The organism is Gordonia aquimaris, from assembly GCF_026262595.1.
Taxonomy (GTDB): domain Bacteria; phylum Actinomycetota; class Actinomycetes; order Mycobacteriales; family Mycobacteriaceae; genus Gordonia; species Gordonia tangerina.
This window is the reverse complement of record NZ_JAPKFM010000010.1, coordinates 138,653-155,207: the sequence shown is the minus strand read 5'-3', so window position 1 is coordinate 155,207 and position 16,555 is coordinate 138,653. Positions and strand designations below refer to the sequence as shown.

16 protein-coding genes and 3 pseudogenes are annotated in these 16,555 nt (G+C 67.2%); 5 read left to right on the top strand and 14 right to left on the bottom strand.

Annotated elements, in window-relative coordinates:
• From OSB52_RS11910 to OSB52_RS11900, 3 genes and pseudogenes are all read right to left on the bottom strand, one after another.
• A partial coding sequence (locus OSB52_RS11910; protein ID WP_266061815.1) for a recombinase family protein occupies positions 1-211 on the bottom strand: 211 nt, incomplete at its 3' end.
• Between the two features lie 131 nt (positions 212-342).
• Positions 343-768: pseudogene (locus tag OSB52_RS11905) on the bottom strand (ABC transporter permease); the annotation flags it as partial.
• Positions 765-1,598, bottom strand: a pseudogene (locus OSB52_RS11900) (ABC transporter ATP-binding protein); the annotation flags it as partial. The pseudogenes OSB52_RS11905 and OSB52_RS11900, both read right to left, overlap by 4 nt.
• A gap of 14 nt (positions 1,599-1,612) precedes the next feature.
• Between OSB52_RS11900 and OSB52_RS11895 the strand changes: the two are divergent.
• Positions 1,613-1,804: pseudogene (locus OSB52_RS11895) on the top strand (response regulator transcription factor); the annotation flags it as partial.
• 101 nt (positions 1,805-1,905) lie between these two features.
• Positions 1,906-2,289, top strand: coding sequence for an Rv0313 family protein (locus OSB52_RS11890; RefSeq protein ID WP_235722396.1), 384 nt, complete (start codon positions 1,906-1,908; stop codon positions 2,287-2,289).
• 43 nt (positions 2,290-2,332) lie between these two features.
• Here OSB52_RS11890 and OSB52_RS11885 read toward each other — a convergent pair whose 3' ends face one another.
• Entirely contained in the window at positions 2,333-2,827 is a 495-nt protein-coding gene (locus OSB52_RS11885; protein WP_266061813.1) for an acyl-CoA thioesterase, read from the bottom strand.
• A 95-nt stretch (positions 2,828-2,922) separates the two neighbouring features.
• The gene (locus tag OSB52_RS11880) at positions 2,923-3,690 is read right to left on the bottom strand and encodes a hypothetical protein (RefSeq protein WP_266061811.1); all 768 of its coding nucleotides are present in this window, start codon (positions 3,688-3,690) and stop codon (positions 2,923-2,925) included.
• A 105-nt stretch (positions 3,691-3,795) separates the two neighbouring features.
• On the opposite strand from OSB52_RS11880, the gene OSB52_RS11875 reads away from it, so the two are divergent.
• Entirely contained in the window at positions 3,796-4,998 is a 1,203-nt protein-coding gene (locus OSB52_RS11875; RefSeq protein ID WP_235722773.1) for a cation:proton antiporter, read from the top strand.
• A 50-nt stretch (positions 4,999-5,048) separates the two neighbouring features.
• On the opposite strand, the gene OSB52_RS11870 is transcribed toward OSB52_RS11875, so the two are convergent.
• The 3 genes from OSB52_RS11870 to OSB52_RS11860 form a co-directional block, all read right to left on the bottom strand.
• Complete coding sequence (locus tag OSB52_RS11870) at positions 5,049-5,369, bottom strand: transglycosylase family protein (RefSeq protein WP_235722399.1); 321 nt, start codon at positions 5,367-5,369, stop codon at positions 5,049-5,051.
• Positions 5,370-5,648: 279 nt separating this feature from the next.
• On the bottom strand, positions 5,649-6,278 hold the full coding sequence (locus tag OSB52_RS11865; protein ID WP_266061810.1) for an HhH-GDP family DNA glycosylase: 630 nt from the start codon (positions 6,276-6,278) through the stop codon (positions 5,649-5,651).
• 135 nt (positions 6,279-6,413) lie between these two features.
• Entirely contained in the window at positions 6,414-7,730 is a 1,317-nt protein-coding gene (locus OSB52_RS11860) for a cytochrome P450 (RefSeq protein ID WP_266061808.1), read from the bottom strand.
• 95 nt (positions 7,731-7,825) lie between these two features.
• Between OSB52_RS11860 and OSB52_RS11855 the strand changes: the two genes are divergently transcribed.
• Positions 7,826-8,437: a TetR/AcrR family transcriptional regulator gene (locus OSB52_RS11855; RefSeq protein WP_266061807.1), complete on the top strand. Its 612-nt coding sequence runs from the start codon at positions 7,826-7,828 to the stop codon at positions 8,435-8,437.
• Between the two features lie 57 nt (positions 8,438-8,494).
• Here OSB52_RS11855 and OSB52_RS11850 read toward each other — a convergent pair whose 3' ends face one another.
• The 4 genes from OSB52_RS11850 to OSB52_RS11835 all read right to left on the bottom strand — a co-directional run bounded on the left by OSB52_RS11850 (position 8,495) and on the right by OSB52_RS11835 (position 14,774).
• Positions 8,495-9,640, bottom strand: a complete 1,146-nt coding sequence (locus tag OSB52_RS11850; RefSeq protein WP_235722403.1) for an acyl-CoA dehydrogenase family protein — start codon at positions 9,638-9,640, stop codon at positions 8,495-8,497.
• Positions 9,641-9,690: 50 nt separating this feature from the next.
• Positions 9,691-10,926, bottom strand: coding sequence for an acyl-CoA dehydrogenase family protein (locus OSB52_RS11845; protein ID WP_266061805.1), 1,236 nt, complete (start codon positions 10,924-10,926; stop codon positions 9,691-9,693).
• A gap of 188 nt (positions 10,927-11,114) precedes the next feature.
• On the bottom strand, positions 11,115-12,293 hold the full coding sequence (locus OSB52_RS11840; RefSeq protein ID WP_235722405.1) for an AI-2E family transporter: 1,179 nt from the start codon (positions 12,291-12,293) through the stop codon (positions 11,115-11,117).
• A gap of 93 nt (positions 12,294-12,386) precedes the next feature.
• Entirely contained in the window at positions 12,387-14,774 is a 2,388-nt protein-coding gene (locus OSB52_RS11835) for an acetyl-CoA acetyltransferase (RefSeq protein WP_266061803.1), read from the bottom strand.
• A gap of 141 nt (positions 14,775-14,915) precedes the next feature.
• On the opposite strand from OSB52_RS11835, the gene abmR reads away from it, so the two are divergent.
• Positions 14,916-15,434, top strand: coding sequence for an ATP-binding transcription factor AbmR (gene abmR / locus OSB52_RS11830; protein ID WP_235722407.1), 519 nt, complete (start codon positions 14,916-14,918; stop codon positions 15,432-15,434).
• A gap of 22 nt (positions 15,435-15,456) precedes the next feature.
• On the opposite strand, the gene OSB52_RS11825 is transcribed toward abmR, so the two are convergent.
• Positions 15,457-15,747: a hypothetical protein gene (locus tag OSB52_RS11825; protein WP_235722408.1), complete on the bottom strand. Its 291-nt coding sequence runs from the start codon at positions 15,745-15,747 to the stop codon at positions 15,457-15,459.
• Positions 15,740-16,429: an RNA polymerase sigma factor gene (locus OSB52_RS11820; RefSeq protein WP_235722774.1), complete on the bottom strand. Its 690-nt coding sequence runs from the start codon at positions 16,427-16,429 to the stop codon at positions 15,740-15,742. The genes OSB52_RS11825 and OSB52_RS11820 overlap by 8 nt, the downstream gene beginning before the upstream one ends.
• Positions 16,430-16,555 lie beyond the last annotated feature (126 nt).

The following is a 16,555-nucleotide window of genomic DNA, read 5'->3' as shown; positions in this document are numbered from 1 at the left end:
TCAACCCGGACCCGACCTCACACACCACCTCACCAACCTCGTGGCCATTCGCAGTCGCCCACTCGGTGAGCCGGGCAACCTGACGATCCAAGTCCGCGCGCTGATCATGCGAGGACACCCGCGCATACACCACCACCCGGCCGCCACCACCGACCTCAGCAACGTCGACCCAGACCGTGCCCGACTCCAGACGACGAGCAGACACCGGCATCCGATCCTCCCGAAACCACCGATACGCAGTCTGCGGATGCACCCCCTCCGACCGCGCCCACTCAGCCAACTTCACCCACTCAACAAAACACACATTCGATCACGTTTACTCACAACGAAAGGAACAGTTCACAACCCCAGCGAGATGATCACGGCGGTGACCCCCGCGATGAGCGCTGCGGCCAATTTGGTGAGCACCACCCGTTCTCGGCGCGGTTCCATCGTGAACGTGGTCAGCGCGGTGCGTTGACTCCGTTCGCCGGTGACCAGCAGGATGGCGAGGACCGGCAGGATGATGCCGGTCGGAATGTTCATCATGCCGAAGAACTGTCCGAAGTTCAGGTTCTCGGGGCTGTTGCGGTCCGCGATCAGCATCGCGACCGCGACCACCACCGAGATGACACCGATGGATGAGGCGAGCCAGAATCCGGCGCGGGTGTCGACCAGCTTGCGTAGTTCGACGCGGGTCAATCGGGTCAGCGGGATCGCGGTGTCGCGGATCCCACCGGCGTCGTCGGGCGCTGGAGTTGTTGGGCGAGTGGGAATCTGGACGGTCATGACGGCACTCCTGACAGGGCGGGCTGTTCGCGCTGAGTCTGTTGGGTGAGTTCGAGGAACATCTCCTCGAGTTGGGCTCCGTCGGCGGGCCGCAGTTCCACCAGCGCGATGGCCGCGGTGGCCGCGACCCGACCGACGTCTTCCGGTGCGGCGTCGGTGCGCAGACCGCCGCCGTCGGCGGCCCGCACCTCGATGCCGGTGATGCCCAGCGCGGTGGCCAGCGCCGCGTCGTCGAGCGACCGGACCAGGGTTCCCTGGGCGGCCAGCAGCTCGGATGTGGTGCCTTGCGCGACGATTCGGCCGTGGCCGATGACGAGGATTTCGTCGGCGATGATCTCGATCTCGTGCAACAGATGTGAGGACAGCAGCACCGTCCCGCCACGGTCGGCGTAGTCGCGCAACAGCGTGCGCACCCAGTGGATGCCCGCGGGGTCGAGCCCGTTGGCGGGTTCATCGAGAATCAGGATGTTCGGATCGCCGAGCAGCGCGTTGGCGATGCCCAGACGTTGACGCATGCCCAGCGAGTAGTTGCGTACCCGGCGGTCGGCTTCATCGGGCGTCAGACTCACCAGCTCGAGAATCTCGTCGACGCGTGCCCGCGGGACTCCCAGGGTCATCGCGCTGAGTCGCAGGATCTCGGCCCCGGTGCGACCCGCGTGTTGCGCGGACGCGTCGAGCAACACCCCCACGTGCGTTGCCGGGTTGGGGATGTCGCGGTAGACGCGTCCGACGACCGTCGCCGAACCCGACGTCGGCGGGGTCAGCCCGGCGATGATCCGCATGGTCGTCGATTTCCCGGCACCGTTGGGTCCGAGAAAACCGGTGACCTGCTCGCGAGTCGTTGGCGGCGCTCACCGAACGAGAACATGCCGTCGCGGTGTGCGTGGCCACGGGTGCCTCGAACTCGGAGATCGCCGCGCAGCTGTTCATGAGTGTCGCGACCGTGAAGGCGCACATCTCGCACATCTTCGCCAAACTGGGCGTCACCAACCGCGTGCAGGTCGCGATTGCGCTGCATGACGCCGGCCTGGCCTGATGTCGGCGCGCCTGATCTGGGACGTGGCGTAGACGTGTGTTCCGGTGGACACTGGACAGCACACGGCCACGGCGCCGACCCGCTGCAGTAGGAGGTCTCCCATGGCGGAGAACAACGGTCCGTTCGGGATGAGTCCCGAGGACTTCGATCGCTTTGCCCGCGAGGCCACCGACGGTGTGCGCGACATGGTCGGCAAGTTCTTGTCCGGCTCCGGGGCCCAGGGCGCGGCGTGGTCGACCTTGTTCACCGACGCCGGACGCCCGCGCCGTCGTGAACCCGAGACGGCGGGGGAGACCGGCACCGGAGTCTGGGCTGTCTTCGTCGTCAGCGACGACGGCGGTGCACGGGTCGAACAGGTCTACGCCTCCGAGATCGACGCGCTGCGGGCCAACAAACACAACACCGATCCGCGGCGTAAGGTCCGGTTTCTGCCCTACGGCATCACCGTCAGCGCGCTCGACGAGGATGACGCCTCCGACGAATGAGGCGACCATCGGCGTCCCTGGGCTGATCGTCACCGGGTCACTTTCACTGGGCTGATCGAAGTGCCGCTCGGCGTTCCTCGGCCTCGGTGAACCGTCGGCGCGCGACTGCGGTGCGCGGTACCAGCTGGGGCACCGGGTGTGGTCGGCCGGCGTCATCGGTGGCGACCATCGTGAAGTAGCAGCTGTTCGTATGGCGGCGTTCGCCGGTGAGCACGTTCTCGGTGTCCACGCGGATACCGACCTCCATCGACGTCCGGCCGGTGTAGTTGATCGACGCCGAGAGGGTCAGCACTTCGCCCACCCGGATCGGTTCGCGGAAGATCACCCGGTCCACCGACAATGTCACGGCGTACCGACGGGAGTACCTGCTCGCACAGGCGTAGGCGACCTGGTCCAGCAATTTGAGCAAGGTCCCGCCGTGCACTTTGCCGGTGAAGTTGGCCATGTCCGGTGTCATCAACAACGACATCGACAAGCTGATCCGGTCGTCGTCGGCCTCGGGTTCGTCGGCGTCGGTTCGGTCGGTGACAGTCTCCATCCATGGCTCCCATCGGGCTGCGGCGTCTGACCTGACCAGCCTTTCATCTACCGGCTGGTCAGGTCGGCAACGCAGTGATATCCCGACGGGGTGCCTCAGGGATGTGCGGGTTCGGCCAGCCCCTGGGCGAGGCCCACGCCGCCGCCCATGGCTGCGCCGGCCGCAGCGAACGGCGCCGCAGTGGCGGCTGCGCCGATGGCCGCCCCGACCGGCGGTCCCACCACCAGGCCGGCGGGCAAAAATGGCACCCCCGCCACCAGTCCGGCGACACCACCGACGACCCCGCCGGCGACCGCGAGCGGGGCACCGACCGTCGCAGTGGCGACGGCTGCGCCGGTGGCCGCGCCGGCGATGGTGGTCGCCGCGACCCGGTCCGAGCGTGCGGAATCGAGGCCCACTGCGTCGCCCGCGGTGGCGATCTGCGCCTCGCCGGTCGCGGCGGCGGTATTGACCTCTTCGGTCTGCTCGGGCGGCAGCCACTGCGGCGCCGGTGCGGTGATGTCTCCGATCCGTACGGTGTCCGGTGGCGCGGTGATCGGCCGGACCGGTGCGGTGGGTGCCGGGGCGTGCAACGTGCTCGGATCGAAAGTGGGCAACGGCCGGTCGGGTAGCGCGCGACTGCCGGGCCCGGTCCGGGTACCCGCGTCGTCATCGACGATGTGGTGCGGTCCGATGTCGGCCGTGAGATGTGCGGGAGCCGGTTGGGCCGAAGCGATCGCGCCCCCGGTGAAGACGAGTATCGCCGGTGCCGATCCGGCCGCCACCCAGGCGGCGAGTCTGGCCGGGCGGCGCCGGTCGACGGCTTGCGGGGTGCGGCTGTCGCGTCGATCTAGCCGGTGCCGGCCGTGTGTGCGTGTACCCATACGAATCTCCGAAACGTCGTCGTCTGTGTTCTGGCACACGTGATTCGCCCGGTGGGAGTGTGCGGATGGGTTGGTTGCCCGGCGATGTGCCAGGATGACCGGATGATGGTGATCGCCGAGGCGTCTTCGTCAGCCGATACCTCCGCGATCGAATCATTGTTCTGGATCACCGTCGCCGCGGCAGCGTCGCCGATCCTGTCGCGGATCACGCGCGGCTACGTGCCGGATGTGGTGATCCTGTTGGTGTGCGGCATGGCGATCGGCCCCCATCTGCTGGGGTGGGCCGACGTCGACAGCGTGCAGATCCTGAGCGAACTGGGCCTGGGCATGCTGTTCCTGCTGGCCGGCTACGAACTGGATCCGAAACTGCTCGGCGGTAGGTCGGGCAGGGTGGCGCGAATGACGTGGCTGGCGGGTCTGGCGATCGCCCTGATCGCGGTCACCTTCGCGATCCCGGACGAGAACTTCAGCGCGCACATCGCGGTGGCCATCGCGCTGACCTCGACCGCATTGGGCACGCTGCTGCCCATCATCAAGCAGGACGGACTGCTCGACACCCCGCTGGGTCGGTCGGTGATGGCCCACGGGGCGGTGGGGGAGTTGGCGCCGATCATCGCGATGTCGCTACTGCTCACCAGTCGCAGCGTGGGCGGTGCGCTGGTGGTGTTGATCCTCTTCGGGGTCGCCGCGGTGCTCATCGGTGCGGTACCCCAACGCATCGTGGAGCGCATCCCAGGCGTGCGATACGCGGTGTCGGAGATGAGCGAGGGCACAGCACAGTTGCCGGTCCGGGTGGTGTTCCTGCTGCTGGTCACCCTGATGACGGTGGCCGCCGTCTTCGACCTCGATGTGGTGCTCGGCGCTTTCGCCGCCGGACTGATCCTGCAGCGGCTCATCGGGCCACAGAACCACGAGGTCGGGAAGTCGCTGGAGGTCGTCGGCTTCGGTGTGCTCATCCCCGTCTTCTTCGTCGTCTCGGGGATGAACATCGATGTGACGGCCGTGCTCGGGCAACCGGTGCTGTGGCTCGGGCTGGTCGTCGCGATCGCGGTCGCCCGCGGACTGCCGGTGTGGCTCAGCGAGCGCTACGTGCAGCATGGCAACAATCTGGTGAACCAGCGAGAACGAACTCAGCTCGCCTTGTATGCGGCCACCGGCCTGCCGATCATCGTGGCGGTCACCGGAGTGGCCACTGCGGCCGATCTGATGTCGGTGCAACTGGCATCGGTGCTCGTCGCAGCCGGCGCCACCACGGTGTTGGTGTTCCCACTCATCGCACGCCTGATCACGCCCCGAGAACGGGTGTAGCCGCCGCCCCGGTCAGGGGCGACGGCCACAACACGGTCACACGCGCGGTGTCAGAGGTAGGCACCGCAGGTCGGCCATGCGCCGGCGCCCTGAGTGGCCAGCACGTTCTCGGCCACCCGGATCTGCTCGGCCTTCGAGGCGTTGGCCGGGTTCCCGACACCGCCGTTGGCTTCCCAGGTGCTCTGCGAGAACTGCAGGCCGCCGTAGTAGCCGTTGCCGGTGTTGATTCCCCAGTTGCCGCCGCTCTCGCACTGGGCGACTGCGTCCCAGTTGTTCGCCGACGCGGTGCCGGCGACTGCAGCGAACGGGGCCAGGGACAGGGCGCCGACGATTCCGGCGCGCACAGCAAGCTTCTTCATGCTCATGGTCATCGTTCCTCCTATCGCCACCCCGTAGCTGGCTGGGCGGCTGATCTCGGACCGGTGGCGACGGTACAAGCGGATAACAGAAAGGTCACATCGACTCGGTGACCTGCAGGATTTTGATCACGCGTCGATAACGTAGAGTCGAATCCTGTGAATTCCCTGCGCATCGCGGCGTTTTGCGGGCCGCGGATCACGATCTGACATCCGCTTCACTGTGACGGATCGCACAGCCAGATTGTGGTGTCGGTCACCGACCTCGACGCGCGGAGCGGGTCCCGTGTGGCGTCAGGTCAACTCCGCCCGGAGGTCGTCGTCGAGCGATACGCGCACCAGAGCCGCTGCCAGCAGCGCCGAATGACCGTCCGCGAGCCGGTGCAGTTCGACGGGGTCGTCGGGCAACCCTAGTTCGCCGGCCGCCGACAATGCCCGCTCGTCAAAGTAAGGGGTGACCCAGTCCCACACGTCCTGTACCTCGCGTAGGAACACCGATGCGCCGGTGGGGCCGATCCCGGTGAACGTCTGCAGCTCCTTGGCGGCGCGACCGACGTCTCCGTCGGCGCGGTCGGCCAGCGTGCGTAGGTCGCCCTGGTAGTCGTCGCCGACCTTGCGTGCGGCCTCGCCCAGTCGGGTGGCGGTGCTCTCGTCGTAGCGCACGTAGTGTCCGCGCCCGAGTGCATCGACTAGGTCCTGCCAGTCGGCGTCGGCCATCTTCGCCGGCGTCCGATAGCCCGCGGCGAACAACTCGCGTGCGGCCGCGACCGCGATGTCGGCCGAGATGCGCGCGCTCAGCAACAGCGACAGGACCAGCAGTCGGAACAGGGGTGCCGGCGTGTTCTTCAGGGTGATGCCGGCCTCGTCGGCGTAGGTGCGCCCGGCGCGTTCGATGAGCGCCGAGACGACGCGCTGGTGTGACACGGTGATCCCTCTCGTCGACTCGTGAGGTCTCACGGGTCGACGGCGCCACGCGCCCGCCCCCGCGAGCTGTCGCTGAGGTGTTACCCGGACGGCGGGTCAGGTAATCGTCCATCCCGTCCCGGGGAGCATGACGCGCTACCGACGGCGGTGCAGTACGACACGTCCGCCGCGGGCGGGTGCGTACGCGACGCCGCGAGAGTGCCAGCGTTCATCCGGCGATGTCGACGGTTCGATGGTGAAATCGCGTAACAGTGCGCGCAGAACGACGTCCATCTCCATCTGTGCAAACGCGGCGCCGATGCATCGGCGCGTACCGCCGCCGAACGGCAGCCATGCGGGCCCGGCTGTGGTCCCCACGAAGCGTTCCGGATCGAACCGCTCGGGATCACGGAACTGGCGGCTGTCGTCGTGCAAGAGGGATATCGACACCATGATGTTGTGGCCCTTGGGTATTCGATACGGGCCGAGCTCGACGAGGTCGTCGATCACATGGCGGCCGGCGAGGTCGATCACCGGCCGGCTGCGCTGGATCTCGGTGATCGTGGCCGTGAGGTAATCGCTGCCACCCGCGTCCAGCTCGGCGACGAGTGTGTCGAGCGCCCTGCGATGACGCTGGAGGCGTTCGATCGCCCAGGCGAGTGTCGTCGCGGTGGTCTCGTGTCCGGCGGCCAGCAAGGTGAGCAGTTCGTCGGCGATCTCCGCATCGGTCATCGCCGAGCCGTCCTCGTGTCGGCTGAGGATCATCAGCGCCAGGATGTCGGTGCGGTGGGCGAGGTCGTGCTCGGCGCGGGCGGAGGCGATCAGCGATCCGACGACGCGGTCATAGGTCTCGCGCTGTGCAGCGAATCGGCGACGCGGATCGAGTGGGCCGAAGGTCAGCGGCAGGTCGGGAATCGTCGCCAGCCGCGATCCGGTCGTCACCATGGGCGGAATGATCTGACGCAGGACGTCGAGGTCGGCGTCGCGCGCACCGAACACCGTGCGCAGGATGACGTTGAGGGTGATCCGCATCATCGGCTCGAGGGTGGCGAACGGGCGTCCGGTCGGCCACGTGACCGCCTCGGCGGCGAACTCCTCGGCGACCACCGCCTCGTAATACCGAATCCGCTTGCCGTGCAGCGGCGGTGTCAATAGCTTCCGGCGTCGCCGATGCTCGGCGCCGTCGAGTGAGAACATCGACCCGGCGCCGAGGACGCGGCCGAGGTTGGGGCGGATGTTGGCGACGCGATCGGTCGAGGTGGTGAAGAGTTGCCGTGCCAGAGTGGGATCGGCGACCACTACCACGTCGCCGAACACGGGCAGCCCGATCGTGAACGTGGAACCGTATCGCCGCGTCAGTTGCGTCATCGTCTGGCGCCTGCGGAGGGCGAAGCCGAGACCGGTCGCGACCCTCGGCAGGCGCGGGCGCGGGGGGAGGATCGGTTCGACCTCGCTGATCTGTCCGGTCGTCATCCCGCGGTCCTCTCGTGTGCCCGGTACGCTTCCGTACCACCCGACGGTACGCGTGCGTACCGCGACTGACAAGGGCGGGGTCGTATCGTTGGGGCATGTTGCCCGAAGCTGTCGTCTCGTCGGAGGGCGCCGCATCCCCGGTGCGGGAACGGCTTCTGCAGGCCATGGCCACCTGCGTGATGGAACGCGGCTATCGGGAGACCACGGTCGCCGACGTGGTCCGGGTCGCGCGGACCTCGCGCCGTTCCTTCTATCAGGAGTTCGCCGACAAACAGGCCTGCTTCGTCGATCTCCTGCGCACCACCAACGACGCGATGATCCAGGCGATCTCCGAGGATGTCGATCCTGCCGCGGAGTGGACCATGCAGATCCGGCAGGCGGTCGAGGCGTATGTGTCGGTCACCGAACAGAACCCGGCGATCGCCTGGAGCTGGATTCGTGAACTGCCGGCACTCGGGGACTCGGCGCGCCGCGTCCAGGTGGACGCGATGGAATCGCTCATCGCGGTTCTGGTGCCGCTCACCGACTCGCCGCGTATGCAGGAAGCGGGCATCTCTCCGATGACGCATGAGACGGCGGTGATGATCTGGGGTGGTATCCGCGAACTGGCGGCGTCGGCGATGGAACAGGACCGGTCCCTCTACAGCATCGTCGAACCCGTGGTCGCGGCATGTATCGCCCTGATCGGAGCGAACATCCGGAGTTGACGACCAACGTCCCGGTGCGACGGTGCGCACCGGGATGTTGGTCGCATCGGTGGTCGCTCAGGCGTCGGCCAGTTTGGCGAAGCGCGCGAGATGAGCGTCGGCTGAGCCGAATTCGTACTCGACAGCGGTCAATCGGCGGAAGTAGTGGCCGATGGCCAGTTCCTCGGTCATACCCATGCCGCCGTGCAGTTGGACTGCATTCTGGCCGATGAACCTGGCCGCGCGGCTGGCAGTGGCCTTTGCTGCCGACACTGCAGCGGCTCGTGCTGCGGGTTCGGCGTCGAGGGTCAGGATGGCGTAATACTGTGCGGCAACCGCCTGCTCGAGTTCGATGTGCATGTCCACCATGCGGTGTTGCAGAGCCTGGAAGCTACCGATGGGCTGACCGAACTGCTGTCGCTGCTTGGCGTACTCGACGGTGTCGTCGAGCACCTTGCGCATCGCCCCGACCGCCTCGGAGACCACGGCCGCGGTCGCCTCATCCCATGCGTACTCGAGCACGGGGAGAGCCTGCCCCTCGTTGCCGATCAGTGCGTCGGCGTCGACCCGCAGGTCGGTGAAGGTCAGGTCCGCGGCTCGGCGGTCGTCGATGGTGCGCACCGCGTGCATGGTCAGGCCCTCGGGCACGGTCTCGGTGAGGTCCACCAGGAACATCGACACCCCGTCGCGTTCACGGGTCTCACCGCCGGTCCGCGCCGTGATGATCAGGTGATCGGCGAGTGGCGCGGTGGTGACAACGGCCTTGGCACCGTTGATGATCCACGAGTCGCCCGACTTCTCGGCCCGGGTGCCGACGTGGTGAAGCATGCCGCCCGAGCCGTCTTCGATCGCGGCGAGTGCGGTCAGTGCGTTGCCGCTGACGATCTGCTCACCGATGGCCAGCGCCCGCGGGTGACCGGTGCGGGCCAGCAGACGCGCGCCCAGCACCACGGTGTCGACGAACGGCTCGACGACGAGCGCATGTCCGAGGGCCTCGGTGACCACCATCAGTTCTTCGGGTCCGCCGTCGTCGCCGCCGATGGATTCGGGTAGGCAGGCGCCGATCACGCCGAGCTCCTCGGCGAACGAGCGCCAGATCTCGGGTTGCCATCCGGCGCCCACCTTGGCCACCTCGCGGCTGGCCTCCAGGTCGTAGCGTGCGCCCAGGAACTTGGTGAGTCCGTCGCGCAGCAATTGTTGTTCCGGGGTGAGGGTGAAGTCCATTGTTCTGTGTGCTCCGTTTGTGTGCCGGGTTGATGTGGGACCGCGGTTGTCTACCCGAGTCCCAGCGCGGCCTTGGCCAGGATGTTCCGCTGGATCTCGTTGCTGCCCGCATAGATCGATCCGGCACGATCGTTCATGTAGTGCAGCGGGGCGACGGCCTGCCATGCCGCGCCGCTGACATACCCGTCGGTCGGCGGGGTGTACCGGTTGATCGGACCGCCGGGGGCAGCGGCGTGCGGCTGGTACACGCGCCCGTGCACTCCTGCGGCCTCGAGGTCGAGTTCGGTGATCTTCTGGCTCAGTTCGGTGCCGAGGATCTTGAGCATCGAGGCGAGCGACCCGGCATCTCCGCCGGAACTCATCGCGGCCAGCGCACGGTACTCGAGGACCTCGAGGATCTTCGCGCGCACACGTACGTCGGCCAGCTTGGCCGCGAACGCCGGTTCCTCGATCAGGGGTACACCCGACGGCCCGGTCATCGCGGCGGCTTCGGCTGCGATGTTCTCGGCCATCACCTGCAGGGCGGGGGCCGCGGCGCCGCCACCACGTTCAAAGATCAGCAGGTACTTGGCGACGGTCCAACCCTCGTCGACCTTGCCGAGCACGTTGCGCTTCGGGACCCGGACGCCGTCGAAGAAGACCTGTGCCTGGACCTGCTCGCCGGAGGCCATCACAAGTGGCTGGACCTCGATGCCCGGTGAGTTCATGTCGATCAGCAAGAAGGTGATGCCCTGCTGCTTGCGCTCCTGGCGAGACGTCCGGACCAGGCAGAAGATCCAGTTGGCCTCCGCGGCATGCGTCGTCCAAATCTTGCTACCGGTGACCACGAAGTCGTCGCCATCGCTGACCGCGGCCATCGACAGCGACGCCAGGTCCGAACCTGCCTCGGGCTCGGAGTAGCCCTGGCAAAAGAACACGCTGCCGTCAAGGATGCCGGGCAGGTAGAAGTCCTTCTGCTCCTGCGTACCGAATGCCATGATCGCGTGGGACACCATCCGGATGCCCATCGGCGACAGCGCCGGTGCGCCGGCCAGGATCGATTCGCGGCTGAACAGGTAGTGCTGCCCGAGGGTCCAATCGCAGCCGCCGTATTCGACCGGCCACGCGGGCGCGGCCCAGCCGCGCTCGTGCAGGATCGCCTGCCACGTCATAGACGCCTCGTGATCTGCGTACACGCTGGTCCGCAGGCGGCCCGCGGCGCGCAGATCGGGGGTCAGTTTGGCCTCGAGGAACTCCCGTACCTCATCGCGGAACGCGATGTCGGCGTCCGACCATGTCATGTCCATTTCGAGTTGCCACCTCTGTCTTCACTGAAGCTGTGCGCTCACGTCGTTGCCATCTACGTATCAAATATATGTGACACGCCGAATGTACTCCGACGTCGCCGCGTGGGGAAGCAGATGCGGGTTTTGCCGGTGGCGAATTCGCGCGACGGTCGCTGTCGCGGTGTGAAGTTCGTGCGGGGTAAGTGCCCTCAGCTCGGCTGCGGGGACGCTCCGGTCTCGCCGGGGCTGTCCGGTCCGGCGTCGCCGTCGGCGTCCGGGGAGGCCTCGTCGGTGGGTGGCCCGGTGCCCGCGTCGGGTTCGGACTTCGGTGCCGACGACGACAGCAGGATGTCGGCCCACCGCGTGGACGGATCGATGTCGATGAGCAGGGCCTTGGACATCAGCGTCAGCGGCACCGCGAGGATCGCACCCAACGGTCCGATGACCCACGCCCAGAACACGAGTGAAAGGAAGGTCAACGTTGTGGACAACCCCACGGCGTCGCCGACGAATTTTGGTTGGATCACCGATTGGATCACCACGTTGATGACGCTGTAGATGGCGATCACCAACAGCATCTGACCCCAGCCGCCGTCGAGCAGGGCCAGCAGGGCCGGGGGGATCAGGCCGATGACGAACCCGATGTTCGGGATGTAGTTGGTGATGAACGAGAGCAGTCCCCAGAGGATCGGCAGAGGGATGCCGACGATCCACAGCGCCACCGAATCGAAGACGGCGACGATGAGGCCGAAGACGGTGGACACCAGCAGGTAACTGCGGGTGCCCTGGGCGAAGCTGCGGAACGCCATGGCGATGTCGGGTCGGATGCCGCGCAGCACATCGATGCGCTTGTCGAAGGACATCGCGTCGGCGGCCATGAACAGCAGGAGCGTGACCACCAGGATGAGCGCCGACGCCACCGACAACGTGCTCTCGAGGACGTCCGACATGTATCCGAGCGCCTTGCCCGGGTCGACGTGGGAGATCATGTTGTGCACGTTGTCCGGGCTCACGCCGTGACTGGTCAAGAACTCCTGGAAGTTGTCGATGAGGCCTTGGAACTTGTCGGCGTACTCGGGCAGGATCGTCGCGAGCCGGGCGATCGAGAAGGCCAGCGACCCGAAGAGTGTCAACAAGATGCCATAGACGGCCACCAGGGTGGCGACGAAGGCGAGCCACGTAGGCATTCCCTTGCGGCGCAGCCACACCGGGATCGGCTGGACGGCCACCGTGAGCATCAGGGCGAGGAAGATCGGCCCCACGAGGCCGGACACCGCCTTCATGCCGCCGACGGTGACGATCAAGCCGGTGACCGAGAGCAACACGATCGTGCCCCGCGGCATCGACCAGCCCTTCGGCTCCTCGGTGCCTGCCTGCTCCAGCGTCATGTCCGAGCCCCTCGTCGTGTGGCTGTGGCGAATGGCTCGCCGATGGTCGGACGAATGGTAACCCTCCGGCCGCCGAATTCACCGACGATGCGGTCAGCGACCGGTCCAGCGTGGTGGTCGCTTGGCGACGAACGCGGTGATCCCTTCAATCGTGTCCTGGCTGACCAGCAGGCTGTCCATGGCGGCCGAAGTCGCCTCGATGGCCTCGATCTCATCGGGGATGGCAGCCGCGGTGTCCATGGCGCGTAGCGATTCCCGCACCGACGTGGGTGACGCCGCGAGTACTTCGGCGGCCACGGTGCGCGCGAGGTCCATCACCTCGCCGGGTGGCGCGATGCGGCTGATGAGTCCTGCGGCCAGCGCCTCGGCGGCGTCGAGTCGTCGTCCGGTGAGAATCATGTCGCGGGCCAGCGCCCCACCGACGGCGGCCGGCAGGCGCACCAGCCCGCCGGCCAGCGCCGCCAGACCCACCCTGACCTCCGGGAGGCCGAAGGTGGCGCGTTCGTCGGCGACGACGATGTGACAGGCCATCGCGATCTCACAGCCGCCGCCCAGGGCGAAGCCGTTGACCGCGGCGATGACGGGTTTGGGCATCGATCGGCGGGAGGTGAGCCCGGCGAAGCCGTTGCCCGGAATCTCCAGGCCGGCACCGGTGGTCTGCGCGAGATCGTTGCCGGCGGAGAACGCCTTGTCGCCGGCACCCGTCAGGATCGCCACCCAGAGGTCTGCGTCGGCGAAGTACGCGTCGAAGATCTCATCGAGTTCGGCGTTCGCGGCAGGGTGCAGTGCGTTGCGCGCCTCGGGGCGATTGATCGTCACCTCCAACAGGTGGCCGTCGCGGCGGACCTCGACGTGCTCGTAGGAGGAACGGAAGGTGGGCGCAACCGGTGGGTGGTGACGGAGCATCGATGCCCGATCGGTGAACACGCGGTTGCCCTTCGCGCTCGACCGGACGTAGATGTCGGCGCCCACCGGGTCGTCGGTGGCCAGTAGTTCGAACATCGACTCGTCGTCGGTGGCCACTGTGGCGATGAACCGTCGACCGGAGTCGAGACGGCCGATGACGATGCCGGTTCGTGAGCCGTCGCGGCCGGGCATGACCGTGAATCCCTCGATTGTCGCCGGACCGTCGGCGTAATCCGAGGTCTGTACGCGGGGAGCGGCGTCGAGCACCTCCTGTACACCGCTCGAGTCGTCCGGCGACCATGCGGTCGGTCGGGTGCTGTAGATCCCCACCGACGTCTTGCTGAGGATGCCGCCGTTGGCCGCAACGAGTGCAAACGAGTCGCGCTCGCCACGACACCGGTCGACGGCCTCGGCGATCGCGTGCATCGAGTAGTTGTTGCCCGGGCCGCCGAAGAACGGCAGACCGCCGGTCAGGGTCAATCCGCGGGGGTCGTCGGCATCGATGCCGAGTGGATCGATCACGTTGGACACCGCGATCGGGAAGCAACTGTAGATGTCCAGGTGCGCGACGTCGTCGAGGCCGATCTGGGCCACCGCGAGCGCGTGCTGCACGGCCGCGGCGGCCGCCGGCCCGCGGCTGAGGTCTGGGCGCTGCATCAGTGGGCGCTCGCGGGTGTCGGCGTGGCCGTGCAGGAACACCCACTGTGACGGGTCGATCCCGAGTTGTCGGGCGACCCGCACGGACATCACCAGGGTGGCGGCCGCCTGGTTGACCTGGTCGCGCGCGACCATGAACCTGGTGAACGGGTCGGCCACAACGCGATTGGCCTCCGACACGGTGGCCAGTTCGGATGCAGATCGCACCGTGGGGGCTGCCGCATGCGGGTTGGCGGCCGCGACCTCCGACATCGGGGCGAACAGTTCGCCCATGGTCTCGGTATAGCGTCCGCGGGGCAGGCCGACCCGGTGGCGACGGGCGTTTTCCAGGACCGCGTACTGGGCCACCGGCGACAGCAGTCCGTGTTTGGCCTCCTGGTGGGTCGTGAGACCGGCGATCGCGAAGCCACGATCCTCGAGTTGACCTCCGACCTGCTCGGTGAAATCGGGTCGATCGCGCTCAGTGGTGGTCGACATCAGGTGGCGCACCGTCGACATCACCTCGGCGCCGAAGATCATTGCCGCCGAACGACGCCCCGCGACGATCTCGCCGGCGAACTCGGTCAGCAGGCTCTGTGGACTCTGCCCGCCGGTCACCCCGAGCACGGCGTGTTCGGGGTCCATCCCGATCCGTTTGGCCACCGCCCGCGGCATGTTGTCCGGTCTGCCCAGCGGCGAGGATGACATCGGAGTGGATTGTTCGAACGTGCGCACAGCGACGACGGTGTCGATCTCGGCGGCGACCGCAGGTGCGACCACGCCGGTGTCGGCCAGCGCCGCCTCGACGGCGCGCGATGCGAGGTCGGATTCGCAGAGGCCTCGGTAGTCGTCGTCGGTGAGGCGTTCGGACGACTGGCCGACCCCGACGATGACCGGAGTGTTCGGATCGAGCGCGTGGATAGAGACAGATCTCGGCATGTGTCCATTTATGCACTCCGGTCACCGCTCGCGCTGACCTACCCCTGATTCTTCGGGCGATGAGGCGCTGGCTCCGAACCATGGATCGAGCTACTCTGAATGCAAGTAATACTGATTACAAGTAATCACCTGGAGGTTGCCATGTCCGATACCGCGGCAGAAGTGAGCGGATGGTTGGCCGGACGCCTGCCCGACGAATTGTTCGTCGGCGCACCCGAGGTATCGGTTGATCGTGAGGAGATCACCATCGTCGGCACCATTGCTGCGCCCGATACCGAATCCGGGGCCGATCCGGCGACGGTCGCGCAGGCCGAGGCCGGCCGGATCGCGCGCTTCCGGGAAACCACGCGCGATCAACGCATAGAGGTTGCGCGGGAGGCGGAACATCGATTCGACCGCAAGGTCGCCTGGGGCGTGCGATGCGGCGAATCCGCGCAGTTGTTCACCCACCTCGCCGTGCCCGTCATGACGCGACTGCGTCAACCGCAACGCCAGGTACTCGACACACTGGTCTCGGCCGGGGTTGCACGCAGTCGCGCCGATGCGCTGGCCTGGTGTGTGAAACTCGTCGGGCAGCACACGGATTCGTGGCTCACCGAGCTTCGCACGGCGATGGACCGGGTCGACGAGGTGCGCAGCACGGGTCCCGTCGTGGACTGAGGCTGCCGACCGAACGCGCCCGTCAGGTCAGCCGGGTGTACACATCCTGCCATCGGACCGTGATGGCTTGTCGCGCAGCCGCGCTGCTCCAGTCTCCGAGGGTTGCGCTCAACACTGCTTCGGCGACGTCGCGCACCTCGTTGGACAACGCGAGGAGGTCGTCGCGGTAGCGCGCGATCAGTCCGATCCGCAGACCGGCGACGTCGATCAGACGGGTCACGTCCTCGTCGGGTTCGTCGAGGTCTCGACTCGCCTCCACCAGCCACGCGTCCGTCTCGTCGGAGTGCCCACCGTCGACGAATATGTCATTCACGGTTGCGCTCCTTCCCGGATGTTGTCGATCGGTCTGTGTTCCGTGGCGGTCTGGTTGTCGGGGGTTTCTCCGCATCGGGTGGGCCGCCGGGGCGCCAGGGTCGCAGCCGGATGGACAGATACCTCCTGCTGCGCTGCAGATGACCGCGGACGGACCCGGTGCTGGTCTGCAACACCCGGGCGATCTCGTCGAGCGACATCCCCTCGTTCTCGCGCAGCCACCACGCCGTGCGCGAGGTGGGCGGCAGGTTGCCGAGTTCGGTGCGCAATGCCTCGACCAACGAGGAGTGTTCGGCGACATCTGCGGGGAGGGGGCATGGGTCGGCGAGCGCCGCGAACTGCTCGTCGGCGGTGGGCAACTCGCGACGCCTGCGTCGGTAATCGGTGGTCCGACGGTGAGCGATGGCGAACATCCAGGTGCGAAAGGAACTGCGGAATGCGAAATCCGGCAGGCTCTTCCACGCATGCATCAAGGTCTCCTGGGCGAGATCCTCGGCGGTCTGGGGGTCGGGCACCATGCGTCTCAGATAGCGCAGCAGGCCGGGAGGGACGCGCGCCACCAACAGGCCGAAGGCCTCACGATCACCGACCGCGGCGGCTGCCGCCAACTCGTCGTCGGACATCGCCGTCAGTTCCAGCGGCGACGATGCGGGCCGGTGTGCCGTCGGCCCATGGCCATCCATGCCGGCCACTCGTGGGAACCTTGAACCATTCATGTGACCGGCATCACCAGAACTCGTGCGTGCACTTTCCGTTTCCACTGCGACTGACTCTATACACGGGCCACCGCCCGGGTACGCAGGTCGCGC